This is a genomic window from Streptomyces sp. NPDC006691 (assembly GCF_042869955.1).
In the GTDB taxonomy this organism is placed as follows: Bacteria; Actinomycetota; Actinomycetes; order Streptomycetales; family Streptomycetaceae; genus Streptomyces.
On the sequence record NZ_JBIAGW010000012.1, the window covers coordinates 41916 to 67106 of the forward strand.

The following is a 25191-nucleotide window of genomic DNA, read 5'->3' on the forward strand; positions in this document are numbered from 1 at the left end:
GGTGGACGCAGTCGGGCAAGGAACCCGCGGGGTGGCCGGCGGCTCCCACGTTCCCTCACTGCCGGTGCGGCGCGGCTCACGGCCCGGCCGACCCGGCAACGGCTCGACTTCGCCGGTTTCCCGTGGGTGGGCGGCGAAGCTGCAACTCATGCAGGCCTGTGTCCGAGCCGTGCGATGCACGGCAGGGGCACCCGACGAACTCGCCAGGCCATGCGTGAAAATCGAGTCATGACGACACGAGGGAAGACGAGAGCTCGCCTCGGCATACTGCCGTTGTCGGCCGCCCTACTGCTGCTGGGGACAGCGTGTGGCACCCAGCGGGCAGGCGATGCCGCCGGCCCGGACCCGGACGCGCGTGCCACGCCGACCAGGGTGGCTCAGCCCAGTGCGCCGGTGGACTCTCCCTGCCCCGGTGAGAGTGCCAAGCCGTCCGTTCCTTCGGCCACCGCTTCGGCCTCCTCGACCGTGCCGCCAACGGATCACTACGCCGAGAACCACGGATTCATGGTGCCCATCCCGCTCCACGGCCAGAGTCGCTGCGACGGCCTTGCCGTCGTGGCGCGCGTGACAAAAGCACTCGAACCGCTGCGCCGGCGAGGCGACTTCGTGCCGGACCACGCTCATGCGGCCCTCACCGGGCTCGGCTACTCCGCGGGCAAGGTGCGGGCGTACGAGGACGGGCCGACGGGCGTGGGGTTCCTCATCGACCTCGGGGCCTCTCCCTGGTGCGTGGAGGGCACGATGAGTCGCGACGCCACGAAGGCGGACGCCTTCGCGGGCTATCCCGACGGGAGCGCCTGCCAACCGCCGAAGGGGGGCCACTGACGACAGCCGAGCCCGTCCGCCCACGGCTTCCTGGGCACGGGGCCTCGGCCCATGGCTTCCTGCGCACGGGGCCTTGGCCCATGGCTTCCTGCGCACGGGGCCCTGGCGCGGGCGGAGACTTGCGCGCCGAGGGCATGCGCGTGCGCGCCCTCATCCCCGAAGCTCCCCCGCCCTGGCCGGGGTTGGCCGGCCCCGCGGAAGGGAAGGGACCAGAGGCCGCCCGCCGGGGTTGTCCCGTGCGTCGCGTGCTCGGGCGCCGGGGGGCGCCCGGTACATCCTGTGACGGAGTGGGGGAGCTCAGCACATGACCACCGCCGCATTCACGAACAAGGCGACCCTGACGTATTCGATCGCCTTCATCGGCTATCCCGATCTCGAAGGGGAGTTCCAGAGCGTCTCGCACCAGGCGCCGCGCGGGGACAACTACTACAAGGACATCCCCGAGCCCGCCGACTGGACCGGCGCCCTCAAGGGCCGCCAGCACAGCAAGGACGCCGAACGCCAAGTGGTGAACCTTCTCGCCGACGAGATCTACCACCACCTGGGCTGTACCAGCACCGCCGACTACACGGCACGCATCACAGCGGTCCGCAAGGGCACGCTGGACCTGTACTCCGACATGGGGCCGTGCCACTCCTGTCGCTCGGTGATCAAGGACTTCCGCAAGGACTACCCGACCCTGACCCTCCAGATGCGCTACCGCAACGCCGTACGCGGCGGCAGGTCGGCGGCCCTGATCGAGGCGGGTGGCGGCCTGTACGGGGCCTACGGCATCGGTGACGCCGCGCAGGGCGGCGACGAGCTGTGGGCCAAGACCTACCCGGGCAGCCCGGTGGCCGCGGCCACCGGCACCTTCGACGTGAAGTTCGCCGGCGGGAAGTCGGGCAAGCGCTACACCGGCAACGCGACCGCGATCGACCAACAGCCGCACTCCTCCTACCTCTACCCGGCGCCGAGGCCGGCATCCGCTCCGCTCGACGAAGTGACCGCCGTCCTGGACGGGATCGCCCTGGACCTCAGCACCCAGATGGTGCCCGAGCCGGTCATGCGCCCGCAGGCCTTCCGACAGTGGCTGTCGGGCATCGAGCAGGGCACTGTCCGCCTGGACTGCGAACGCGGACCCGTCAGGGACGGCCGGATCGCGGTCGCGGCGTTCGCCAAGGACTTTCCCAAGGTCACCATCGAGGTGGCCTACCCCGGTGCCGCGGCCCAGGCCGACGGCTGCGGCTACACCGACTCCACCGCCCAGGACGACGGGACCTGGCTGAAGTCCTTCCCCGCCTCCTCCTAGCCGCCTCCTCGGGGCCCTCGCCCTTGCCCCTCTCCCCCACCGCACCCGGCGGGGAGGGGCACACGGGCGGGCGACGGCGCTGCCGAACGTCCGACCGGCAGCGCCTTCCGCCGCACCGCGCCCCTGAGGACGACGGGCACCGTGCCGGCACCGTCCTCGCCGGACGGAGCCGGTCGGCGGCCCACCCGGGCCGGTCCCGAACAGCCGCTGAAGCAGGCCGTGTTGACCCCGGCGCGCCGACCGCGTGCGCCGTGGTGGCCGCACGGCCGGAACTCGTCCGTGCGGCGCCTGCCCCGTTGATGACTCGGCGCATCGCCGGTTCCATGAGCACAGCCCGGCGGCGCCGTGCCGCCGACAGGACGTGCCAGGGGGTTGGGGAGAGGATGCCGCGTTCAAGAACGCGCTCGACCAGAGCGAGAGCACATACCAACGGAAGATCCCGCAGAGCGAGTGCGGCGGTGCTGATCAGCGCCGCCGCACTCGTCGTCTCGGTCGCGCCCGCCACAGCGGCCCAGGGCGCTTCGCCGCCGGGCCCCGCGGAGGTGGTCCCGGGGCAGCACACCGCGACGCCGGGCATGGTGCAGGGCATCCGTGAGGAGGCACCGGGCGCGGGAAGCGCGGCCGAGGCTGCCCGCGCCTACCTCGCGGGAAAGCAGAGCCGATACGGGATCGCCGCCCCGGCGCGGGACTTGGACCCGGTGGGCACCATGGTCGGCGGGGGCGGACAGGAGACCGTGCGCTTCCAGCAGAAGCACCAGGGCGTGCCGGTCCTCGGCGGCCAGTACCTCGTTCGCATGGAGAAGAAGGACGGAGGACGTGTCGTCACCGGCACCTCGGGTCAGTACTTCACGGGGCTGCGGACCGGCACGACGGCCGCCATCAGTGACGACCTGGCCGCCGAGCGCGCGGTCGACGCAGTCCTTACGGACTTGCGCGCGAACAAGTTCACCCCGCGCCCGGGCAGCGAGGAGAGCGAGCCGCAGCTCACCGGCACGGCCCGCGGACTGGTGGTCCTGCCGGCCGGGGGCGGGGTGCTCGCCCGGCACATCACCGTGCGCGGCAAGGACCCGGCGAGCGCCGAACCGGTGGCGCGCGAGGTGTACATCGACGCGCAGGCCGGATATCCGGTCCTCCAGTACAGCGGGATCCAGACGTTCGGCGCGCCCGTCACGCCGGCGGGGACAGGCCCGGCGGCACGAGCTGCCTCCATACCCGCGCCCGCACCCGCGGTCCGGCTCGCCTCCTCCCCCGCGTCCGGAGTCGCGGGCACCGGCGTCCGGCTCGACGGAAAGCCTGTCGAACTCCAGGTGGACCGTGACGAGACGCGCAACGCCTATGTGCTGCGCGACCGTTCGCGACTCCAGGGCGACAACGTCCTCGCCACCTGGGACGCACGCGGCAAGTGGGCCAGCGACCTCGTCGGCACCTGGCCGGAGGACATCCTCGAAGTAGCCTCCCCGACACCGGCGTTCGGCACCGAGGCGACCGACTCCGGCGCGGTGGACGCCCACTGGGCCGCGGGTCAGGTCCACGACTACTTCAAGAACAACTTCGGCCGCGACAGCCTTGACGGTCACGGCATGACCGTCAACTCCCTGGTAGGCGTGACCGATTACGGGCAGCCGTACGTGAACGCCTTCTGGGACGGCCAGAAGATGGTGTACGGCACGGGTGACGCCGAGTACCGTCCGCTGTCCGCGGGGCTCGACGTGGTCGGCCACGAGATGACCCACGGAGTCATCGAGCACTCCGCGGGTCTCGTCTACGCCGGCCAGTCCGGGGCGATGAACGAGGCCATCGCCGACTACTTCGGCAACGCCATCGAGAACAACGTCAACGGCACCCCGACCGACAGCCCGGACTCGGGCCTCCTCGGCGAACGGCTCTGCCGGACCAAGGCCCCGCGCGACTGTGCCCTGCGCGACATGGGGGACGGGCGGACCACCGCCAAGTCCTTCCTCGGCGTGGGCTTCGGCACCGACAACGGCGGCGTGCACCTCAACTCGACCATCTTCTCGGGTGCGTTGTGGAACATACGGCAGGACCTCGGTGCGACCGTGGCCGACCGTGTCGTCTACAAGGCCCTCACCGAGTACCTCACCCCGATCGACGGCTTCACGCAGGGCCGGGCCGCGGTGCTCGCCGCGGCGAAGGACCTCAAGGTTCCGGCGAGCGGCCTCAAGGCCGTGCAGCGGGCCTTCAACGGCCATGGAATCGCGCCAGGTTGGGAACTCGCCCTCGGCGTGGACTCGGACCGACTCCTCGACCGGGTCAACACGAGCAACTCGCGGGTCGGCGCGGGCGGCGGCTGGTGGACGGCGTCCCAATCCAACGAGGCGGGATCGGAGCCGTACTCGGTGTGGGCCGGACGGGCCGACGGCAAGGGCCGGCTGAAGCTGATGAGCCCCAACGACGGGCGTTACCACGTGAATCCGGCCACCGACGGAAAGACCGTGGTGTGGCAGGCGTACGGGGCGAAGGGCGTGGACATCCTGGCCCGGCCGCTGACGGGCGGACCGGTGCGCACCCTGTGGCACACCAGCAGGAGCGTGGGCGCTTCGACGTCCGTGGACGGTGACACCGTGGCGTTCCCCTATTACAACTACGGCGGCCGGCCCGGCATCGCCTATCTGAGCCTGAAGGACCCGGCGAACGTGGTCCAGCTCGGCGGGGGCACCTACCACCGGACGTACTTCCCGTCGGTGAGCCACGGCAAGGTCGTCTACCAGGACATGCAACGGGTCGCCGGCAGACCCGTCACCTACCAGTACACGACCCGTGTCGTGGACGTGTCGGCCGGTACGGACACCGTGGTCCAGGAGGCAGCCGCCAACGCGAGTCTCGGCCCGACGGCCGTCAACGGCACGCACGTCTACTGGCTGACCGACGAGAAGGACGGCGACGGCAGCACGGCACTGCGCCGGTCCGGGTTCGACGGGTCGGGCGTGGTCGACCTCAGCCCGGAGGGCGGCCCGGACGCGCTGAACGCGTACGACCTCACCGTGTCCGAGGACGCGGTGACGGTCGGCACGCGGACGTACGACCCGGAGTTCCGCAATGAGTCGCTCGCCAAGCTGTGGCAGTTCTCGGCGACCGCGTCACCGTCGGACGACGGCGCGCGCAAGGGCCGGGTCTCGTGCAACCGCGGTGACCAGCTCTCGGCCGCCGCGGCGGCCGGCGGCCAGGTGGTGTGGATCGACGCGACCACCGGCGTCAGTCAGGTGGTGACCCGCACCCGGCCCACCGGACGCTGCGCCTGACGCGTCGGATGTGCCCTGCGGGCCCTCCTCCACAGGACCGGGCCCGCAGGGCCGCCTTCGTCGGCCCCGAGTCCACCGGTGGTCCGGCTCCGCGTCACACAGGGCGTCACACAGGATTGGGGGAACTTCACCGCTACGGAGGCTCAGCCCTCTCGGGCGAAGTCCGCCTCGGTGATGCCGTCGGCGTGCCCCGACGGCCACTCCACCAACTCGATCCGGTACCCGTCCGGGTCCCGTAGCCATGACGTCTTCGGGCCATGCGGGCCGCCCGGGTACTGCATCGGTCCGGGCTCCAAGCCTGCTTCGGTCAGCGTCTCCAGGGCGGTGGCGAGCGCCTCCACCTGGATCGCGAGGTGGTCGAAACCGCTGCCCACGTCGACCGGCGGGTCGTCCGGCCGGTGGACCAGTTCGAGGGAGGCCGCCGGTTCCTCGGGGAACTTGAGGATCACGAGGCGTGCGCCGTCGCCAGGGTCGACCCTGCCCAGTTCTCCATAGCCCAAAGCGGTGTAGAAGCTGAGTGAGCGGTCAAGGTCGGTGACGCGATACGAGACGAAGAGCGTCTTCACCGGGTCTCCTCCGGTCGGCGTACGCGGTATCGGAGGTGCGTGACGTCACGGTCCTCAAGCCGTCGCACGAGGTCGAGCTCGATGTGAGCACTACCGAGGTGGTCGAAAAGCCGTCGTCCCGCTCCGAGGAGTACCGGAATCAAGTGGATCTCCATCTCGTCCACTTGCCCACACCGGAGAAGCGCCTGGGCCGCACCCGCCCCATGGACCATGACGGGCCGGTCCCCCGCGGCTGCGCGAGCCTGCCGGGCGCAGTCCTCGACGTCGGTGACGAAACGTGCGTGGCCGGGTGGCGCGTCTCCGTCATCCACCCGGTGGGTGAGGACGAAGATGGGGACGCCGTCGTGGTGGTCGCCCCGCCAGCGCCCGGCGAGCTCGAAGGTCCGTCGGCCGGAGATCAGGGCGCCGGTGGCCAGCGCTTCGCGGTAGACCTGGCCGCTCGGACCGTCGGACTCCCGATCGTCGAGCCAGTTGAAGAGCCGGCCACCGTCGCGGCCGAGCTCCTGCCCGGGCCGGTCGTCCGGGCCCGCGATATAACCGTCGAGCGACATCGACACGTACAGCCGAATCGGGTTGTCCATCCTGGCCTCCATGACTCCTGCGTGACCGAGAACCGGCGTTTGCCGGTCCTCCGATGGGACGGGAATGTCAGAAGGAAGACTCCAGGGAACCGGCGGATTCATCGGCCCGACCCGCCGGTCCTGTTGGAGCAAGCCGCGATCTCACTCAACTTGGCTTCGCGGCAGGAAAGTTGAGGCGCCCCCGCTCGCTCCCAGCGGGGGCACGTCGGCCGCGCTCGTGGATCGTTCAGCAGCTCAGGTTGTTGCCCGCCGGCACTCCGAGGATCGACACGAAGCTCTGATACGCGTTGATCCGGCTCTGCACCTGCGCCGGGTTGCCGCCGTTGCACTCGATGCTGCCGTTGATGCTCCGGATGGTCTCGCCGAAGCCCGCTCCGTTGACCATGGCATTGTGCGGGGTCATGGTGCCGGGACCGTTCTGCGTGTTCCAGTACCACAGGCCGGTCTTCCAGGCGACGGCCGAATCGGTCTGCACGAGGTTCGGGTTGTGGAGCAGGTCGATGCCGAGCGCGTCGCCCGCCGCCTTGTAGTTGAAGTTCCAGCTCAGCTGGATCGGACCGCGCCCGTAGTAGGCGGACTGGCCGGCCGGGCAGCCGTAGGGCTGGGTCGCGTCGCAGTAGTGCGAGTAGTTGGCGGTGTTCTGCTCGACGATGTAGACGAGGCCGCCGGTCTCGTGGCTGACGTTGGCGAGGAAGGCCGCGGCCTCCTGCTTCTTGACCGTGTCGCTGCCGGTGTTCGCGAAGCCCGGGTAGGCGCTGAGCGCCGCGGTCAGGCCGCTGTAGGTGTAGAACGAGTTCCGGTTCGGGAACATCTGGTTGAACTGGGCCTCGCTGACGACGAAGGAACCGCTGGACGGCGGAGTCGTCGGCCCGCCACCACCGCCGCAGCTGTACGGATCCCAGTACCAAGTGCTGATGACCGGGTCGTAGCCCGGGTTGTCGTGCTCGGCGATGTAGTAGTTGCCGTCGGTGTATCTGACGATGTCACCGGCCACGTAGGCGTGGCCTGCGGCCCACGCCGGGTAGTCGCAGCTTCCACCGGTACCGCCCGGACTGCCGCCGCAGGCCCCCTGATCGGCCCAGACCGCGGCAACGCCGGGCGTCTCGCCCTGGGTCCACCACTTGGCCTGCCAGTTGTGGCTGTTGTACGAAGCGGACGTACCACCGGTGTAGACCGAGGACGAATTCCAGGCGCCAGCGCAGGTGGCGGCTGCGGAGGCGGTGGATGCCAGCGGCACGATGAGGGCGAGTCCTACCGCGACCGCGAGCGCGGTGAGAAGAGCTATGAGCCGTTGTCTCGACACGCGACCACTCCTTCAAGGAGTCAAGTGGGATCGGGGCAGACTCAAGCGGAATGGCCTGCACCTGTCAAGGTCCAGACCATTCCGAGTCCGCCGCGCAACGAGGTGCCGATGGCACGGGCATGGCACGGCATGGCACGGACACGAGCTCGTTCGTCGACCGGACGAGTCTTCGGGGCAGAGCGGAATCAGGCGGCTACTCCTGAGCAAGCCGCGCCGGGAACCCGCCCGTCGCCACCGGGCTCCAGCGCACCGGCGTGACGCGGATCAAGGACTTGCCCTGCTTCACCATGGCCGCGCGGTACTCCGCCCAGTCAGGGTGCTCGCCGCTGATGCTGCGGAAGTAGTCCACCAGCGGCTCGACCGACTCCGGCGCGTCGATGACCTCGGCCGTGCCGTCCACCTGCACCCACGGCCCGTCCCACTCGTCCGACAGCACGATCACACTGACCCGCTCGTCCCTACGGGCGTTGCGCGTCTTCGCACGGTCGGGATACGTGGACATCACCAGGCGCCCCGAAGCGTCGACGCCGCAGGTCAGCGGCGAACCCTGCGGTCCGCCATCAGCACGTCGGGTCAGCAGGATCGCGCGGTGCCGCGAACGAACGAACTCCAGCAACTGCTCACGTTCGACAGGGGTGTTGGAAGCGATTCTCGGGCTCATGCACCGCACCCTACGACAGGTGGCCGGGGCCGGAGGGCCACGGCACGCGTCGACCCACCGTTGTGCACGCGCGCCGTCGCCCCAGTCGGCCAAGCGGCCGCCGGGCGGTGGCGACGTCGGCCAGGAAGGCCCAACTACCTTTCCTCGCCGCCGGTTTGAAGCCGACTCATGACCGGCGACCGGGTCCCGGTGCGGGGCAGGGATTCCTCGGACGGGGAGTTCAGCGAGCCAGACCCTGGAGGACCTCGGCCCCCGGAAGCTGTGCCAGCGCCCAGCCCGGGACGATCAGCTTGCCGCGACGTCGGCCGCTGCCGACCAGGACGAACGGGGTCTCGACCACCGCCGCGTCGATGAGCAACGGCCAGGGCGCGGGAAGGCCGACGGGAGTGATGCCCCCGTACTCCATCCCGCTCTCGGCCACGGCGACGTCCATCGGCGCGAAGGACGCCTTGCGTGAGCCGAGGTGTTTGCGCACGGCACTGTTCACGTCCACCCGGGTACCGGCGAGTGCGAGGCAGGCGGCGAGTGTGGTCTCGCCGCCGCGCTTGGCGGCGACCACCACGCAGTTGGCGGAGGCATCGAGCGGGACGTCGTATGTCTCCGCGAAGACAGCGGTGTCGGCCTTCGCCGGATCGGTATCGACGTAGAGGACCGCGCGGGCCGCGTCAGAGGCGGCCCACTTCGTGAGAGCACCGGCCACCGGCGCGGCGAGGTCCGCGGAGACCTCAAGCGCGGGGTAGGCGGCGGCGAAGTCGCCGAAGGGAGCAGGAACCAGGGTCGCCATGAACAGGACTCTAGTCCAGCTCGCAGCATGCGCGATGCGGTCCTGTCGACGCACGTGACGACGCACGCACGTCCTTGTCGGCCAGCCGCCGCCCCTTGCCGGTCGGGGCAGCCAGGGGCTGGGTCAACGGCATTGGATGACGAACTGGTCCCACTGTGGCCGTACCGGATCGGAGCTCTCCCACCCACGCGCCCTGTGGGACGTCACCGGCGCGTGGCGGTGGGGAATCGGCCTTTGGCAGCCCGGTGGGGCCACCCGCCCTCAGGGGGAACCGACCACTGTTCCACTCGCCCTCCCCGAAGCACGGGGACTCGACAAGTGGGCTCGTCACGGGCCTTCGCCGGTGCGCACCTGTCCGTTGATGCCGGCTTCCTTCTTCAGGTCAAAGAGGGGCATATGAACCCGCCACTGCCGTACGGAGCGGCTCCTTCCGGTGTGTCCGTGGTGCCAGAGTGCGGCTGCGGGGCCCGGTCGGGCGCCGCTGGATGTACTGCCTGACTCAAGGAGTTCGCTCGTGAGGAAGAGAGTCATCACCCTTCTCGCAACCGCCACGCTCGGCGCCCTGGCCATCACCGGTCAGGCCAACGCCGCACCCGCCGAACACGCTCCGGCGACCCACGGTTCGGCGGCCCACGGTTCGGCGACCGCGCTGGGACCCCAGGCCAACCAGACGCGCTACGCGCCGTTCACCCTGAATCGCAACCAGTCCATAAGCTCCAACACGGCCCGGCTGGTGATGCAGTCGGACGGCAACCTCGTCGTCTATGACGAGTTCAACCGGGCGCGCTGGGCCTCGAACACCGTCGGCCAGGGCTGGACGGCCCGATTCCAGACGGACGGCAACTTCGTCGTCTACACCGCCTCCAACAGGCCCGTCTGGGCCTCCAACACCGACCGCCACCCGGGCTCGCGACTGGTCGTGCAGGACGACGGCAACGTCGTCATCTACGACGGCAGCCAGGCCATCTGGGCCACCGGCACCAACCACTAGCCACGGCCGGCCGGTGACAAGTGCACCGGCACCACGAAGTTTCGCGGCGTGGCACCTTCAACCGCGCAGAGGAGTCGGGTCCGGCCCCTTGATCCGTCAAGGGGCCGGGCTCGACGTTCACAGCACTATTGAGCCCAAGGCGGTGTCATGCTGCTGCCGTCAGCCAGTCGGGCGGTGAGCCCGGCCCGCGTGGTGACCCACATGTGGGCGGCCTGGTCGGTGGCGTTGCTGACTGCCAGTTCGGAACCTGCGGGTGCGACTGCCGCGTCCCCCGGGCCGAGTTCGGCACTCTCACCGTCAATGGTGAGCCGGACGTGGCCGTTCAGGACGTAGAACGCCTCCTCCTCGCTGATCGTGTGGACCGGCGCCACCATGGCGGCCGGGATCTCGACGCGCCAGGCGGCGAGGTCCCGGCTGCCGGTGTCCGGACGGACGTAGGAAACGAAACGGCCACCGTGGACCTCGTGTACGACGGCCTCTTCGCTGCGAATGAACGGCATGTCCCCACCTTCAACTAGACAAGTTTCTTGTCCTGATAGACAAGCTGCTTGACGAGCTATAGTCAAGCCATGGACGACGCCCTGGTCTTCTCCGCACTCGTGCTGGCACTTTCCGGACAGCTGGTGCAGGAAATCCACACCACCGTTTCCCAGCAGGGGTTCGAGGACCTGAGGCCCGCCCACGGCTTCGCCTTCGCCCGCATCTCGGCGGGCGGTGCCACCACGGCCGACCTGGCCGAGCACCTGGGCGTGACGAAACAGGCCGCCGCCCAACTGGTCGAGGAGCTGGTCCGCAAGGGCTACGTGGAACGGCGTCCGCACCCGCACGATGGCCGCGCCCGCCTCCTGGCACTGACCGCTACCGGCCGGGCCGCCACGCGTGCCGCCGACGAGGCGGCCCGGGATGCCGTCACCGCGTGGCGCGAAGTACTGGGCGAGGCCCGCTTCGGCGAACTCGTCGCCGACCTGGCACGACTGGCACCGCGGGGTCCGATCCGCCCCGCCTGGTGAGTCCGCCGCCCCACCGGCCCGGCCCCCTCCCACCGTCAGCGGACCGCCGCGCGGGCGACCGCACCAGCGCATGAACCCGCGTGGGACAGACCTGGTCAGCCCAGCGTCGCACTCGCCGCGCGCAGCTCGTCCAGGGCCGCCAGGACGTATCCGGCGAGCTCGTCCTTGCCGTCGGCGTCACCGTCGGACCATTCGGCGAATCCGCGCTTGAACGCGAGGATGCCCAGCTCGCTCGCGAGGGCCGCGGTGGGATCGGGGAGGCCGCGGGCGACCAGGGCGGCCGTCATCGCGGCGGTGAGGCTGACGGTCTTCAGCGCATCACGCTCTTGGAGCTCGGTGCACGCGGCGATGGCCGCCTGCACGCGCGGAGCGAGCTCTCGGTTCACCGGACCCATCGCACTCGACGCGCGTTCGAGACCGGCGGCGACCGCCTCCAGCGGGGTGGCGCGGCCGGGAGCCTCGGCGATCCCCTCGGTCAGCAGCCGGCTGAGCGTTTCCTGCCCGGCCACCAGCAGCTCGCGCTTGTCCGGGAAGTGCCGGAAGAAGGTGCTCTTGGTGACCCCGGCACGCTCCGTGATCTGCGCGACCGTCGTCGCGTCGTAGCCCTGCTCGGTGAACAGGTCGACCGCGGCCACGACGAGGCGCTCGCGCGCGCCTGGTTCCCACCTACCCATGAGGCCAGCATAGGTGATGGGACTCTTGTCCCGTCACCTGGTAGCGTGCGACGGGACAAGAGTCCCATCACTTGATGGAGGAACACCATGCGCGTCTTCGTCACCGGTGCCACCGGCCTGATCGGGTCCACGGTCGTCGCCGAACTGATCGGCAACGGCCACAGCGTTCTCGCACTCGCCCGTTCCGACGCGTCCGCGCTGGCCGCCGAGGCGGCCGGCGCCGAGCCGCTCCGGGGAGCACTCGCCGATCTGGACGTACTCCGGACCGGCGTCTCTCGGGCCGACGGAGTCGTCCACCTCGCCTTCGGCAACGACTTCAGCAGCCCCGAGGCCCTGGCGGAGAACGTCGCCGAGGAGAGCGCCGCCCTCGCGGCCCTCGGCGAGGCACTCGTGGGCAGCGACCGCCCCTTCGTGACCGTCTCGGGTACGCCCCAGACACCGGGCCGCGCCTCCACCGAGGCAGACCCGGTCCCCACCGACGGACCGGTCGGCGGCCGGGGCCGCGCGGTCACCGCCGTCCTGGGCCTTGCCTCGCGCGGGGTCCGGAGTACGGCCGTACGCCTGCCGCGCACGGTTCACCACCAGGGCACCGGCGGGTTCGCCGGCCTGTTGACCGACATCGCACGCCGGAGCGGAGTCTCCGGCTACCCGGGCGACGGCACGCAACGCTGGCCGGCCGTCCACGCACTCGACGCGGCAGTCCTTTTCCGGCTCGCCCTGGAAAGGGCGGAAGCGGGCACCGTCTGGCACGCCGTGGCCGACGAGGGGGACAGGGTGCGGGACATCGCCGCGGTCATCGGCCGGCGCCTCGGCCTCCCCGTCGAATCGGAGCCGTCGCAGACGTACGGTCCGCTCGGCACGATCTTCGAGGCCGACCAGCCCTCGTCCAGCAGCCACACCAGGCATGCGCTCGGCTGGGAGCCGAAGCATCCCGGGCTCCTGGAGGACCTGGAGAACATCCAGCCCTGACGGATGCGCCCCGTATGGCCGGGGCCGCAGTGGGTTACCCCTGTATCGGCGACGGCGGCAGTCGACCGAACCCCATCCGGCGGCCGATGAGAGTCAACCAGCTTACGCAGTAAGGGACTTGGGGCTGGCCCGGAATGCGGGCCGGCGGCTGAGCGTGAGGCAGGAGGCTCTCACCGCCCCATACGGCTCGGGCGGTTGGGCAGGCGGGCCGGAAGGACAGCTTCCTGGAGAGCGGCGTCGGCCAACACCGTGTCCTTTTGATTTGATGGGCGCGTCGGTTGATCGGATTGCTAGTTCCGGAAGTCGCCGCGGCCGGGGAGACGCTTCCCCTCCCACCGGGGCGCCCCACACAAAGGCCACAGGGTGATCAAAGCTTCCATCGGGGCGATCCCGGGGCTGATCTCGTCGTTCCTGGTCCTCGCCGGTGTTCTCGCCGGCATCACGGCACTCATATCGAGGGCACGCAACAGACCGTTGCTCCTGCCTGTGCTGCTGGCCACCTGCACGGCGGGCGTCCTGGCGGTGACCTTGCTCCCGGGCGGCGCCGGTGCGACGGTCGGCCAGTGCGACACAGGCTTACCGGTGCACGTGTTCACGTCGTCCAGCTCCCTCCTCAACATCGGCCTGTTCGTCCCCGCGGCCGCCCTGAGCACTCTGCTGTTCCGCCGGCCCGCAACGGTGGCGGCCGTGTTCATGGTCTTCAGCGGACTGATCGAATTCATCCAGTCCGTGACGTCACTGGGCCGGTCCTGCACCGTCACCGATGTCGTCGCCAACTCGATCGGCGCGCTCGCCGGTGTCGGCGGCGCCGCGGTGTGGCTCGGAATCAGGGGCCGCACCCTCCGTCGACCGCTCCGCGATTTCGGGTGGGCCGCGGGCATCGCACTCGCCGGCTCGGCAGCACTGGCCTGTGGCTTCAACTCCCAGGTGGCGGGCGTGAACGTCGTCGCGATCGACGACTCCCGCCGAGCCATGGTGGATGCCACCGATGGCTCCGACACCTGGCTGTCAGCCGAGGCCGAGGCGGTGTTCGGAACCGGTACCCACCCCACGGGAACGAGCGCGGAGAAGGACGGGAGCCGATGGAAGATCATCGCTTCGACGGACCGTGGGACGATTTCAGGCTGGTGGCCGGACCGGACGCTTGAGAAGGCCTGGGCCTCCGACCGCCACCACGACACCGGCAAGCTGAGCGCCGCCCAGGCGGGCGCAGTCGCCCGCGCCTTCGCCCGGACTCACTTCCCCGAGAGCCTGGCCGGAAGCGACGAGGCGATCCGCACCCTCGACGACGGACCGGATGCGGCCTACCTGGTGACGTACCGTCGCCGCCGTCAGGGCGTCCTGATGCCCATGCGGCTCGACTTCACGATCACCAGGTCCGGCCGCATGATCGGTTTCACTTCCGAGGCGGTGAAGGACCCCGTTCTGCCCCGGGCGACGGTCACCGAGACCACCGCGCGCCGGCAGGCGGCAAAGACGGCCGGCGCCGAGCCGACGAGCGCCCAGCTCCTCGCCCGGCAAGTGGGCGGCCAGTGGCGGCCCCCGTCTGGCTGATGAGCGCGCATGGTGCCACTGTGTGGCTGGACGGCGTCACCGGCCGGCGGGTCACACCCGACAGGTAGCCCGACGAGCGGGCCCGATCCGATCAGCACCCGGCCAGCGGCAGACCTGGACTCGGCTCTCGACCGCGTCGCGCTGTTGGACCGGGCGGTATGGCTCTGCTGCTGCCCAACTACAGCCCCCGCCAGCCCTGTTGGCGTTACCGCCCCTGCCCGCCCTCTTGGCCCTGCCGGCCCTGTGGTTCGGCACCGGGCCGGGGCCCCGCGGCGCGGCGGAGCCGGTTGGCGATCGCCAGCCCCAGCCCCTCCTCGACCGGCAGGGAGGCGATGATGAGATCGCATCCCCGCTCGTCGAGCTCACGTAGGAACCCGTACAGGCCGCGCGCGTAAGCAGCCAAGGAGCTTGGCAGGGTGACAACCGCGTGCACCTTGGACGGAGCCGGGGCGGCGGGCGGAAGGAAGACGCCTACTTGATGCCCCTGCTCCTGCGCCCGTTCCGCTTCGGCCACGACCTTGTCGGGTTCGACAAGGATCACGCGTGCTCGCGGCGCGTAGTGCGACGGGTGCTGGCCCGGTACCCGGACGGAACTCGTTGCGGGGACCGCGATCGGACGTGCCAGCACTGCTTCGAGTTCCTCGCGCGTCACCCCTCCGGGCCGCAGAACGCTGGGCACGTCGCCGGTGACGTCGACGATCGTCGACTCGACGCCGACCTCGCACGGGCCGCCGTCCAGCACGAAGTCGACGGCTGCGCCGAGTTCCGCACGGACGTGGTCGGCCGTTGTCGGACTCACCGAGCCGAAGCGGTTGGCGGAGGGGGCCGTGATGCCCCCGCCGAACTCCGAAAGCAGCGCCAGCGCCACGGGGTGGGCGGGCACACGCACGGCCACCGTGTCCAGACCACCGGTTGCTTCGCGAGGCACCCGCCGACCGCGCGGCAGCACCAACGTCAGCGGACCGGGCCAGAAGTGTCCGGCCAGCAGCCGTGCCGTAGCGGGAACGTCCTCGACCCACTCGTCGAGACTGTCCGCGCCGCCGATGTGAACGATCAGGGGGTGGGAGGATGGCCGCCCCTTGGCCTGGAAGATGCGCGCGACCGCGGCGGGGTCCTCGGCGTTGGCGCCGAGACCGTAGACAGTTTCGGTCGGGAGGGCCACAAGGCCTCCCGCGCGCAGCACCCCGGCGGCTTTCTCGATATCACTGTTTCGTACCGTCACCCTGGCGATTCTTCCATTGATCACCGTCCGCGATGTACGAGCGCAGGCGCCCCGCGCATGGGGCGAATTGGGTGATCTGCTCCGTACGTTGGCGCGTACAGCAACCGGCTGGGCCTCCCGTCTGCGTTAACTCGGGGGACGTCCCCCCGCTGAGAGGAACTCTGATGAAGAGCATGCTGGCCCGAGTTGTGATCACTTCCGCCGTTGCGCTCACCATGGCCGGTCTGGCCGCCCCCGCCTACGCGGACGTCGCCGTCGGCGGTCAGTACGAGGGTGTCGTCACCGCTGACGATCCGTTCGTCGCCGGACACTGGAACGGCTTCGCCCACACCTCCCACGTCCACACCGCGGGCAGCGGTTACGGCTGGGCCACCGACGGTGCCGCCGGCGGCCGTGAGAGCGGCATCGTCGTCATCGACTGAGGCCCGCTCCAGGACGCCCTCCGCCGCACCCCTGCGGACGGAGGGCGTCCTCGCGTACCAGCCTCCAGAGCCCCGGCCCGTCTCCCCCGGCGACGGGAGGGCAGCCTGGTCGGCGGACGTGGTCGGCGGCCGGGCCGAACATCACGGTGACCGGCGGTGACGCGTGCGTCAGGCGCCGGAAAGATCCCGGCGCAGGTGCTCGGCGGTGTGTGAGCCGGTGGCCTTCAGGAGTTCGGCCGGAGGTCCCTCGAACAGGACCCTTCCACCGCCACCACCGCCCTCGGGGCCGAGGTCGATGATCCAGTCGGCGTTCTTGACGATGTCGAGGTTGTGCTCGATGACGATCACGGTGTTGCCCTGATCCACGAGGCGCTCGACGATGCCGAGCAGCCGGTGGGTGTCGGCCATGTGAAGGCCGGTGGTGGGCTCGTCCATCACGTAGACGCTGCCGACGCGGTGCAGATCGGCCGCGAGCTTGAGGCGCTGGCACTCGCCACCGGACAGGGTGCTGAGCGGCTGGCCGAGCCCCACGTAGTTCAGACCCACCTCGTTCAGCGCGTGCAGGGTTCGGCGGAGCTTGGGCTCGGTGAAGAAGTCCAGCGCCTCGGCCGCCGTCATGGCGAGTACGTCGCTGATCGATCGGCCGCGCAGCCGGTGGCCGAGGACTTCGTCGGCGAAGCGACGGCCCTGGCAGACCTCGCACACGGACTTCAGCGTCTCCAGGAACGCGAGGTCGGTGTAGAGCACGCCCAGGCCCTGGCAGTTGGCACAGGCGCCCTTCGAGTTCGCGCTGAACAGCGACGCGCTGACCCCGTTGGCCTTGGCGAACAATCTGCGGATCGGGTCGAGGAGTCCGGTGTAGGTGGCTGTGTTGGACCGCCGGCTGCCCGTCACCGCGGACTGGTCGATCACGATCGCGTCCGGGTACCGGGGCAGAAAGCCGTCGTTGACGAGGGAGCTCTTCCCCGACCCGGCCACGCCGGTGACGACGGTCAGGACACCGGTGGGGAAGTCGACCGTGACATCGCGGAGGTTGTGGCTGTTCGCGCCGGTGACGGTCAGCACCCCGGTCGGGCGACGGGGCTCGGCCTTCATCGGCAGGCGGTGGCGGAGGTGGCGGCCGGTGAGGGTGTCGGCGGCCACGAGGCCCGTGAAGCCGCCCTCGTACACCACCTCACCACCCAGCGTCCCGGCCTTCGGGCCCATGTCGACCAGATGGTCCGCGATCGCCATGACATCCGGGTCGTGCTCCACCACAAGCACCGTGTTGCCCTTGTTCCGCAGTTCGAGCAGGAGTTCCCTGAGCCGGTGCACGTCGCGCGCGTGCAGTCCGACGCTCGGTTCGTCGAAGACGTACAGCATGTCGGTCAGGCCGCTGGACAGATGGCGGACCATTTTGATCCGTTGCGATTCGCCGCCCGAAAGCGTCCTGGTCTCCCGGTCCAGGCTCAGGTAGCCGAGACCGATGTCGACCAGGTGCCGAAGGCGGGAGACCAGGTCCTTGAGGACCGGTTTCACCTGCGGCACGTCCAACCCCGCCAGGACCGCCCCCAGGCGCTCGACGTCCATGGAGGTGAGGTCGGCGATGTGGTGGCCGGCGATCCGGACGGCACGGGCGGCGGGTGCGAGGCGGGTGCCCGCGCAGTCCCGGCAGGGGGCCGAGCGTACGAACCGCTGGAAAACCCGGCGGCTGCGCTCGGACATGTCCTCCTTCTTGATGTAGAGCCTGGTGAACTTGGCCACCACACCCTCGTACGTGACGTTGAGCACGTTGCCCTGCCAGTCGAGACGCAGCTTCTGTGGCATCTCACCGTGGAGCAGCAGGCGCAACTCCTGCTCGGTGAAGTCGGCCAGGGGCTTGTCGTTGTCGAAGAGGCCCGATCTCACGTAACTCAGCCAGTACCAGCTGTCCGTGGAGAAGTCGGGGTGCAGCAGCGCGCCCTGGTTGAGGGATTTGCTCCGATCGACGAAGGAGTCGAGGTCGAGCTCCACCACCCTGCCCAGTCCCTCGCAGTCCGGGCACATGCCTTGGGGGTCGTTGAACGAGAAGGCGCTGGTCGGCAGGCCCGCGGGGTCACCCGCGCGTGAGAACAGCAGCCGCAGCAGCGGGTTGATGTCCGTGACGGTGCCCACGGTGGAGCGCGGATTGCCCCCCAGGCGCTGCTGGTCGATGACGACCGCGGCGGAGAGGTTCTCGATGGCGTCCATGGCCGGACGGCCGTGGTCGGGCAGGAAGTTGCGGACGAAGGCGGTGAAGGTCTCGTTGAGTTGGCGCCGGGCCTCGGCGGCGATGGTGTCGAAGACCAGCGAGGACTTGCCCGAGCCGGAGACGCCGGTGAAGACCGTCAAGCTCCCCTTCGGGATCTCCACCGAGACGTTCTTGAGGTTGTTCTCCCGTGCACCGGTCACCTTGATGGCGTCGGTACTCACATGTGCTCCTCGGTTGGTACGAAGGGCGGTAAGGGCGGGGCTCCGCGGAGCGCGGCACAGCCGAGTGCCGACCCCGCCACGGACATTCATCCCTGATGGCTGTCGGCGGAGGCCTGGAACGCCGCGAGCCGCTCCTGCGCCTCGGCCATGTCCTCCGCGGTGGGCGCGTCGTCCTGGGTCATCCGGAACCGCCAGTAGCCACTGAAGTCGATGGAGCGCTTGTCCAGTCCCCGGTCGTCGACCAGATGACGGCGGAGTGCCCGGACGGCCCCCGACTCTCCGGCCAGCCAGGCGAACGGGCGGCCGGGGAGGAACTCGGCCTCGCGTACGGCGTCGATCAGCTTGTCGCTCCGGCCTGCCGAAGTGCCGTCGCGGTAGAGCCAGTTGACGGTGGCGTCCGCGGCGGTCCCGAGGTCCTGCCGCTCCGCCGCGTCGGCGACTTCGATGAAGGCCAGGGCGCGGGATCGTTCGGGCAGTGCCTCAAGCAGGGTGGCGATGGCCGGGAGCGCGGTCTCGTCGCCCGCCAGGAGCAGCCAGTCGGAGTTCGCGATCGATTCCGTCAGGGAGACGGGCGCGGAGTAGAGCGACGACGGGCCGACCATGCCGAGCCGGCCACCGGGCCCGGCCGATCCGGCCCAGCTGGTGGCCGGCCCGGTGTCCCCGTGCAGAACGAAGTCGATTTCCAGGGTGTTGGTTCCCGGCCGGCGTCGGCGGATGGTGAAGCTGCGCATCCACGGCCGCTCACTCTCCGGAATGGCCAGAAAGGCCTGGTACCAGCCGGTCGCATCGTCGTTCTGTTCCGGCAGGACGGGGGTGCGCTGGCCGGGCCGCGGGAAACAGAGCTTGACCTGCTGGTCCGGAGTGCGGCCGACGGAGTCGTCGATCCGGTCCGCGTCGAAGGTGACTCGGGCCGTGCGCGGGGTGATGCGGGTGATGTCGGTGACCTGGATGAAGGAAACAGGGAGCGCTGCCATCGAGAACCTTCCAAGAGTGCTGGCATCCCGAGGCGATACCTCGGGTCCACCTGATATCTTTACACCGTAAAGGGATGCGCCGGACGACGTTACTTTATGCCGTAAGGAGTTGCAAGGTGGTTATCTTTGCCGGACAGGGCGACGCCCGTCGTTCGATGGCTCTGCTCTGGCGCTCGGCCAGTTCCCGGGGCACCAGGGCCGCCCCCGGACCCAAGCCCGGACTCGATGTCGACACGATCGTGGCCGCGGGCATCGCCGTCGCCGATGAGCAGGGAATGGCCGCTCTGTCGATGCGTGCGGTAGGGACTTGGCTGGGCCGGACGGCCATGGCGCTCTACACCTATGTGCCGAGCAAGAGCGAGCTGGTCGATCTCATGCACGACCGCGTGCTGGCCGAGCTGCCGACCGAATACGACACCGCCGCGGGGTGGCGCGAGGCGATCGCGGAGTGGGCCGAGGACACCTGGGCGTTCTATCTACGGCATCCATGGGTGCTCCAGGTGTCCCAGGCCAGGCCGGTGCTCGGGCCGGGTGAGTACACGCAGTTGGAGACGGTGGTACGGATCATGGGGGGCGTCGGCCTGGACCCGTTGCGGACCCGCCGGGTCATCGCCGTGCTGTTCCAATTCATCCGGGGGATGGCCCGCATCGCCGCGGAACGCCGCCAAGCGGCGCCGGAGACCGGGGTGTCCGACGAGGAATGGTGGGCGGAGCGGACGGCCCTCCTCGCCGAGGTGGCCCCGGACTTCGCCGAGCGCTTCCCGGCCCTTGCGGCCCTGGAGTCACACGCCACCGCTGCCGCCGCCGACGACGGGCGGGAGGAACTGGCCGACACGACACCGTACTTGGAGCGGGAGGCGCGGGAGGCCTTCCGGACCGGCCTGGAACTCATCCTTGACGGGATCGCCTCGGCCGATCGGCCCGGCCTCGGCAACCCGACCCGTGCGACTCCGCGGAGACCGTAATCGCCCCGCATCCACCACTCGCGATGGGTCGTTCCGGGAAGCGCCAATCCGACCACCACCGCATCGGCGATCGGGCCGACAGCCACCCCCAGCGGGAAAAGCGCATGCGTCCCGGCCTCGCCGATGGCTACGCTCGCGGAATGGAATCCGTACGGATCAGGCTGTTGCGGGAGGACGATCTCCCCTCTGCGGAGGCGGCTTCGGCCGTGACGTTCTTCGAGTCGGAGCGCGGCACCAGGCGGGTCAGCGATCCGGAGCCGGAGCCCCGGTCCGCAGCCGCCTCCAAGCAGTGGATCGACCGTATGCGCTTCTTCCTGAACGTGGATCCGGAGGGATGCTGGGTCGCGGTTGACGAGGCGGCCGGAGCCGCCGGAGCAGTGGGGTTCGCCATGTCGCAGAACCGCGGCGACCTGTGGTTCCTCGCCACCTACGGCGTATTGCCCAGCCATCAAGGACAGGGCATCGGCAAGCGGCTGTTGGATGCCGCCCTCGCCCATGCCGGCGGGCGGCCCGGCATCTTCTCCTCCAGCGTGCATCCCGGCGCCACACGTCGGTACCGGGCGGCGGAGTTCTCGCTCCACCCGCAGATGCGCATGGTCGGCACCGTGGACCGGTCCACTCTTCCCGTGGTCGACGGCCTCCGGGAGGGCCGAACCGATGACTTCGCCTGGATGGACGAGCTCGATCAGAGCCTGCGTGTGGCGGGCCACGGGCCGGACCACGACTACATGCTCGACACACTGCGGCTCGTCGTCAGTCGCGACCGGTCGACGCCCGGATACGTCTACCTCGACGACCGTGGGCGTGCGTCGCTGCTGGCCGCCTCGGACCCCGGAACGGCACAGCAACTGTTGTGGGAAGCACTCGCCTCGTCGCAAGGATCGACCTTGGTCAACTGCATCACCACTCCCAATGAGTGGGCGATCGACGTCGGCCTGGCCGCACGGCTCGACATCGGCCAGGAAGGCTATATCGCAGTACGCGGCATGCCCGTTCCCGCGCCCTACCTCGCCAGCGGGCACTTCCTCTGACCCGAGCCGGGCCACGGCTGCTGCTGCCGGACGACGAGATCAGCGACGGACACACCAACCATTGACCATCCCCGGAGACCCACATGCCGCAGCGAGACACCATCTCGACAACGCCCATGGACGGAGCGGCCGCGGTCATAGCCGCTGACGCGTTCAAGCTGGTCTACGCCGAAGCGTTCGCTGAGCCTCCCTACCGCGAGACCGCGGACGATGTCGCCGCAGCCTTCCGCCACTTCCCCGCAGTGACGCGCAGGCTCGCCTTCCGCGCCGTTCTGGCCCGAAACTCGGAGGGCGAGCCGGTCGGCATGGCCTACGGATGCCTTCTCGGGCCCGACACGGTGTGGTGGGACGAGCTCACCGAGCCCGTGTCCGACGACATGCGGCGCGAGAACGGGCACCGCACGTTCGGACTCATGGAGCTCGCTGTCCGCGTAGCGTGGCGCGGCCAGGGGGTGGCACGGCGACTGCACGAGACCCTGCTCGACGGTACCGGAGCCGAGCGGGTGCTGTTGAACGTCCACCCGGCGAGCGAGGCGGCACCGACGGCCTACCGGTCGTGGGGATACCGCAAGATCGGCGAGGCGCGGCTTGGGGGTGAGGGCGGGGATCTGCATGACGCGATGCTGCTCGATCTGGGCTGAGCTCAAGTTCTCGCCTCGCGCCTCCCTGGGGCTGTGCGGCGGCCCGCCCCGACCACCACAGCAGCTGGGCACCCGGGCCGTTCTGAGTACCAGAACTGAGTAGGGCGACGGTGTCGTCGCCCCGGGTGGCGGTGTTCGGATGGCGTCATGACGACGACTCCTCCCGCCGCACCCACTTCCCGCCTCCGGTACCAGGTCCTGGGGCTTTCCACTGCCGGGGCCGTCGTGGTGCTCCTCATCGTGGGGCTCGCCAAGGGCTGCACGGCGCTATCGGGCGGGACGGTCCGTTCCGAGGCGCAGTTCCTGCAACACGTACGTGACACCGAAGCCGCCGGCGAGGAGGCCGTGCTGTTCCTGGGGTCGAATCCGAGCTCGGTGACCTTGGGAAGCTCCAGCACCAGCGCATCCTGCGTGGACGACCTCGGTGTCGACCGGGATGGCGTCACCCGGGACCAGCCGTCCGTTTCCTGGGCTCCGGACTTCGCGGACGGCGACGCCGGCTATCGGGCGGCCGTCGACCGCCTTCGCGAGCACTGGTCCTCGCGAGGATGGAAGGTGACCATCGGTCCGGGGACCGACCCGGTCACCGGTAGAGAAAGCGGTCTGCAAACCATCCGCACCACCGACGACCACGGCATCGCCCTGTCCTTGCGGCCCGGCCGCCAGACCGGCGAGGGCCTGGTGGTCGCGGACGGCGGCTGTGTGCGTCACAACGGGGCCTGGGGCTCGGCCAGTTGGCGTGCCCAGTGATGGAGGGTGCACCCGGGAGGGAGGTACGCGGGCGTACGCCCCAGGCCTTCCCGCCGCACTGCGCCACGCAATCGGCGTGCGGGCCGCCGGCCGGGGCCCGCCACCTGTTCAACCAGGCCCGGGTCAACGCTGAGCGACGGCCATGAATACGCCCCGCGCGGCTGTTCCGTCCGGCCACGTCCACCCGGCTACGAGGCGCACGGAGGACGGCTCAGCGTCCTCCCCCGACCCCAGCAGCCGGTTGACCCGAACGTCGAGCCCTTCGGCCGGGCCCGATCCGTGCACGGTGACGGTCGGGTCGGGGGCGTCGCTCTCGTTCTGCTGCTGCGGCGCCGCCTCGCCCCGCAGGAGGGCGCGCACCTGCGCCATGACCACCGGGTCTTGGACACCGTCGTAGATCCAGCGGGTGCCGAGCACGCCGTGCTCGGACGTGCCGATCAACGCCTCCGCCGGGGCACCCTCCAGGGCCGCATCGCGATAGGCCAGTGGCACCAGATACGCCACCGGCCGCTGCGGGCCGGCGTCGACCACGACCATGAACTCGATCCCGACCTCGCCGTCCGGATCGTCCAAGCGGAACCCTCCTGCCTTGACCAGCGCCGGGGCTTCTCGATCGCCCGCGTACCAGCTCTGCCTCGGCAGCCAGCCGGTGAGCAGCTCCAGCTTGGTGGGCGTCATGGTGGTGTGGTGGATGACGGCCATGTGAACTCCCCCGCGTGTAGGTGTCGGCCCGCCCTTGAACGGGATGTGATCGTACCGAGCGTCACCGCGGTTTCACGGCGGGCCCCGCGCCGAGTGCCGCCCGCACTTGCTCCAAGCGCAGGTCCTGCGGCCTTCCGCCGGCCGAGTGGCTCAACGCGTAGGCCGTGGTCTTGAAGCCGTCGACGTGGCAGAACTCGGCGCCCCATGTCCCCAGCCGCACCGAGGCAACCTCCTCCACCCTCAACCGTTGGGTCCCCCCTGGGTTTACGGCGATGATCTCTTCGGGTCCGACCTCCAACCGGACCCGAAGAAGCAACCACCAGAAGAAGAGCGCGAACCCCGCAGCCAGCGCCGACCACAGGCCGACCGACCGAGCCGTCGCCGCCTCCGGATCCAGCAACCACCAGCCCCAGCAGACCAATGGGCGCACCGCGACCACCGCCGGAATCACGTACCCCGCCAACAGCCCGGATCGTCCACGCGCCACACGGAAACCGGATCCCCACCCTGGTCAGTCATGCCGACATGGTGAGCCCCCCCCGGTCTGGTCAATCCATTGGTCAATCCCATGGGGGTGCGCACACGGGACGACGGCCCTTCCGTACAGCGACCGCCCCACACGCAGCCGACCCTGGCATCTCTCCGGCGCCCACCAGGGAGGCTCAGAAATAACCCGTTGGGAACGCGGACGGGCGCTGCTATGTTTGCCGAGGCCGTGCGAGAGATCGAGGAGGTGGTACCCGTGAACGCAGTATCGACATGGGTGCTCCCCTCCGGGGCCACGGTCGGGCGATAGTCAGGTCGTCCGGGAGCGCCATTCCTGTGCACTCCCGAAAGGCACGATCATGCACTTCACTTCCGATCAACATCTCGACGACGGCGTCCGCGAACGCGCCTTCACCCTCGGCGGGATCCCCGGCATCCTGTGGACACCCGCGTCCGCGTCCGCCCCGACGCCGCTGATCCTGCTCGGTCCCCCTCCCCTCGGGCTGGGCAAGGTGTACCCCCGACTGGTGGCCCGAGCCCGGCACGCGGCGGCAGACGGCTTCGCCACGGCCACCATCGAGCTGCCGGGCAGCGGCGAACGGCCTCGTTGGCCCGCCGCCGAGCAGGCGCGCGCCGAGCTGCGCCGGGCTCTGAAGGCCGGCGAACCGGTCAGCGACGAGATCATTGACGCCCTCATCCTCCCGCTGGTCGACAAGGCGGTCCCCGAATGGCGGGCCGCCCTGGACGACCTCCTGGCACTGCCCGAGATCAGCGGCCCGGTCGGATACTCGGGAGGAGTGATCTCCATCGGAGTCCGGCTCGCGGTGGTCGAGCCCCGCATCGTGGCCGCCGGCCTCTTCGCGGGGAGCTTCGTCCCGCGCGCCATGTTCGAGGAGGCCCGCCGGGTCACCATTCCGCTGCACGTCCTGCTGCAGTGGGACGACGAAGGGAACGATCGGCGGGCGGCCCTGGACTTGTTCGACGCGTTCGGCTCCCAGGAGAAGTCCCTGCACGCCCATCTGGGCGGGCACACCGGCGTCCCGCAGTACGCGGGGGAAGCCGCCGCCCAGTTCTTCACCCGCCACCTGAAGTGAGGTCG

Annotated in this window: 25 protein-coding genes; 13 read left to right on the plus strand and 12 right to left on the minus strand. The window is 70.0% G+C overall.

Features of this window, described 5'->3' with window-relative positions:
* Positions 1-504: 504 nt before the first annotated feature.
* The 3 genes from ACFYNP_RS24645 (at position 505) to ACFYNP_RS24655 (ending at position 5376) form a co-directional block, all read left to right on the plus strand.
* Entirely contained in the window at positions 505-825 is a 321-nt protein-coding gene (locus tag ACFYNP_RS24645; protein ID WP_388788169.1) for a hypothetical protein, read from the plus strand.
* Between the two features lie 304 nt (positions 826-1129).
* Entirely contained in the window at positions 1130-2116 is a 987-nt protein-coding gene (locus tag ACFYNP_RS24650) for a deaminase domain-containing protein (RefSeq protein ID WP_388788171.1), read from the plus strand.
* A gap of 383 nt (positions 2117-2499) precedes the next feature.
* Positions 2500-5376, plus strand: coding sequence for a M4 family metallopeptidase (locus tag ACFYNP_RS24655; protein ID WP_388788174.1), 2877 nt, complete (start codon positions 2500-2502; stop codon positions 5374-5376).
* A gap of 143 nt (positions 5377-5519) precedes the next feature.
* Here ACFYNP_RS24655 and ACFYNP_RS24660 read toward each other — a convergent pair whose 3' ends face one another.
* The 5 genes from ACFYNP_RS24660 to ACFYNP_RS24680 all read right to left on the minus strand — a co-directional run bounded on the left by ACFYNP_RS24660 (position 5520) and on the right by ACFYNP_RS24680 (position 9271).
* Complete coding sequence (locus ACFYNP_RS24660) at positions 5520-5942, minus strand: VOC family protein (RefSeq protein ID WP_388408652.1); 423 nt, start codon at positions 5940-5942, stop codon at positions 5520-5522.
* Positions 5939-6523 (minus strand): dihydrofolate reductase family protein, encoded by a 585-nt coding sequence (locus tag ACFYNP_RS24665; RefSeq protein ID WP_388788176.1) that lies wholly within the window; start codon positions 6521-6523, stop codon positions 5939-5941. The genes ACFYNP_RS24660 and ACFYNP_RS24665 overlap by 4 nt, the downstream gene beginning before the upstream one ends.
* A 226-nt stretch (positions 6524-6749) precedes the next feature.
* Complete coding sequence (locus tag ACFYNP_RS24670) at positions 6750-7826, minus strand: glycoside hydrolase family 19 protein (RefSeq protein ID WP_388788179.1); 1077 nt, start codon at positions 7824-7826, stop codon at positions 6750-6752.
* 193 nt (positions 7827-8019) lie between these two features.
* Positions 8020-8487 carry a PPOX class F420-dependent oxidoreductase gene (locus tag ACFYNP_RS24675; RefSeq protein WP_388788182.1) on the minus strand — a complete coding sequence of 156 codons (468 nt, stop codon included), beginning with the start codon at positions 8485-8487 and terminating at the stop codon, positions 8020-8022.
* A gap of 220 nt (positions 8488-8707) precedes the next feature.
* On the minus strand, positions 8708-9271 hold the full coding sequence (locus tag ACFYNP_RS24680) for a YbaK/EbsC family protein (RefSeq protein WP_388788185.1): 564 nt from the start codon (positions 9269-9271) through the stop codon (positions 8708-8710).
* Positions 9272-9785: 514 nt separating this feature from the next.
* On the opposite strand from ACFYNP_RS24680, the gene ACFYNP_RS24685 reads away from it, so the two are divergent.
* Positions 9786-10262, plus strand: coding sequence for a hypothetical protein (locus ACFYNP_RS24685; RefSeq protein WP_388408664.1), 477 nt, complete (start codon positions 9786-9788; stop codon positions 10260-10262).
* Positions 10263-10387: 125 nt separating this feature from the next.
* Here ACFYNP_RS24685 and ACFYNP_RS24690 read toward each other — a convergent pair whose 3' ends face one another.
* On the minus strand, positions 10388-10762 hold the full coding sequence (locus tag ACFYNP_RS24690) for a cupin domain-containing protein (protein WP_388788188.1): 375 nt from the start codon (positions 10760-10762) through the stop codon (positions 10388-10390).
* Between the two features lie 69 nt (positions 10763-10831).
* On the opposite strand from ACFYNP_RS24690, the gene ACFYNP_RS24695 reads away from it, so the two are divergent.
* Complete coding sequence (locus ACFYNP_RS24695; protein ID WP_388408670.1) at positions 10832-11272, plus strand: MarR family winged helix-turn-helix transcriptional regulator; 441 nt, start codon at positions 10832-10834, stop codon at positions 11270-11272.
* Between the two features lie 95 nt (positions 11273-11367).
* On the opposite strand, the gene ACFYNP_RS24700 is transcribed toward ACFYNP_RS24695, so the two are convergent.
* Positions 11368-11946 carry a TetR/AcrR family transcriptional regulator gene (locus tag ACFYNP_RS24700; RefSeq protein WP_388788190.1) on the minus strand — a complete coding sequence of 193 codons (579 nt, stop codon included), beginning with the start codon at positions 11944-11946 and terminating at the stop codon, positions 11368-11370.
* Between the two features lie 87 nt (positions 11947-12033).
* Here ACFYNP_RS24700 and ACFYNP_RS24705 point away from each other — a divergent pair, with 87 nt between their 5' ends.
* Positions 12034-12915: an SDR family oxidoreductase gene (locus ACFYNP_RS24705; protein WP_388788193.1), complete on the plus strand. Its 882-nt coding sequence runs from the start codon at positions 12034-12036 to the stop codon at positions 12913-12915.
* 363 nt (positions 12916-13278) lie between these two features.
* Positions 13279-14469: a VanZ family protein gene (locus ACFYNP_RS24710; protein WP_388788196.1), complete on the plus strand. Its 1191-nt coding sequence runs from the start codon at positions 13279-13281 to the stop codon at positions 14467-14469.
* A 205-nt stretch (positions 14470-14674) separates the two neighbouring features.
* Here ACFYNP_RS24710 and ACFYNP_RS24715 read toward each other — a convergent pair whose 3' ends face one another.
* Positions 14675-15691 (minus strand): L-threonylcarbamoyladenylate synthase, encoded by a 1017-nt coding sequence (locus tag ACFYNP_RS24715; RefSeq protein WP_388788198.1) that lies wholly within the window; start codon positions 15689-15691, stop codon positions 14675-14677.
* 164 nt (positions 15692-15855) lie between these two features.
* Between ACFYNP_RS24715 and ACFYNP_RS24720 the strand changes: the two genes are divergently transcribed.
* Entirely contained in the window at positions 15856-16113 is a 258-nt protein-coding gene (locus tag ACFYNP_RS24720) for a hypothetical protein (protein ID WP_388788201.1), read from the plus strand.
* A 168-nt stretch (positions 16114-16281) separates the two neighbouring features.
* Here the strand turns inward: ACFYNP_RS24720 and ACFYNP_RS24725 are convergent, their stop codons facing one another.
* Entirely contained in the window at positions 16282-18633 is a 2352-nt protein-coding gene (locus tag ACFYNP_RS24725) for an ATP-binding cassette domain-containing protein (RefSeq protein WP_388788204.1), read from the minus strand.
* A complete protein-coding gene (locus tag ACFYNP_RS24730; protein ID WP_388788208.1) occupies positions 18630-19517 on the minus strand; it encodes a siderophore-interacting protein in 888 nt (295 codons plus the stop codon). Before ACFYNP_RS24730 ends, ACFYNP_RS24725 begins: the two co-directional genes overlap by 4 nt.
* 116 nt (positions 19518-19633) lie before the next feature.
* Between ACFYNP_RS24730 and ACFYNP_RS24735 the strand changes: the two genes are divergently transcribed.
* From ACFYNP_RS24735 to ACFYNP_RS24750, 4 genes are all read left to right on the plus strand, one after another.
* On the plus strand, positions 19634-20482 hold the full coding sequence (locus tag ACFYNP_RS24735; RefSeq protein ID WP_388788212.1) for a TetR/AcrR family transcriptional regulator: 849 nt from the start codon (positions 19634-19636) through the stop codon (positions 20480-20482).
* A 140-nt stretch (positions 20483-20622) separates the two neighbouring features.
* The gene (locus ACFYNP_RS24740) at positions 20623-21513 is read left to right on the plus strand and encodes a GNAT family N-acetyltransferase (protein WP_388788215.1); all 891 of its coding nucleotides are present in this window, start codon (positions 20623-20625) and stop codon (positions 21511-21513) included.
* 83 nt (positions 21514-21596) lie between these two features.
* Positions 21597-22154: a GNAT family N-acetyltransferase gene (locus ACFYNP_RS24745; protein WP_388788218.1), complete on the plus strand. Its 558-nt coding sequence runs from the start codon at positions 21597-21599 to the stop codon at positions 22152-22154.
* A 147-nt stretch (positions 22155-22301) separates the two neighbouring features.
* On the plus strand, positions 22302-22904 hold the full coding sequence (locus tag ACFYNP_RS24750) for a hypothetical protein (RefSeq protein WP_388408696.1): 603 nt from the start codon (positions 22302-22304) through the stop codon (positions 22902-22904).
* A 123-nt stretch (positions 22905-23027) separates the two neighbouring features.
* On the opposite strand, the gene ACFYNP_RS24755 is transcribed toward ACFYNP_RS24750, so the two are convergent.
* Together ACFYNP_RS24755 and ACFYNP_RS24760 are read right to left on the minus strand one after the other, a co-directional pair.
* Positions 23028-23606 (minus strand): 1,4-alpha-glucan branching protein, encoded by a 579-nt coding sequence (locus ACFYNP_RS24755; RefSeq protein ID WP_388408699.1) that lies wholly within the window; start codon positions 23604-23606, stop codon positions 23028-23030.
* A 61-nt stretch (positions 23607-23667) separates the two neighbouring features.
* Positions 23668-24069 carry a PH domain-containing protein gene (locus tag ACFYNP_RS24760; protein WP_388788221.1) on the minus strand — a complete coding sequence of 134 codons (402 nt, stop codon included), beginning with the start codon at positions 24067-24069 and terminating at the stop codon, positions 23668-23670.
* A gap of 382 nt (positions 24070-24451) precedes the next feature.
* Between ACFYNP_RS24760 and ACFYNP_RS24765 the strand changes: the two genes are divergently transcribed.
* Positions 24452-25186, plus strand: a complete 735-nt coding sequence (locus ACFYNP_RS24765) for an alpha/beta hydrolase (RefSeq protein WP_388788223.1) — start codon at positions 24452-24454, stop codon at positions 25184-25186.
* The last annotated feature ends 5 nt before the right edge of the window (positions 25187-25191 follow it).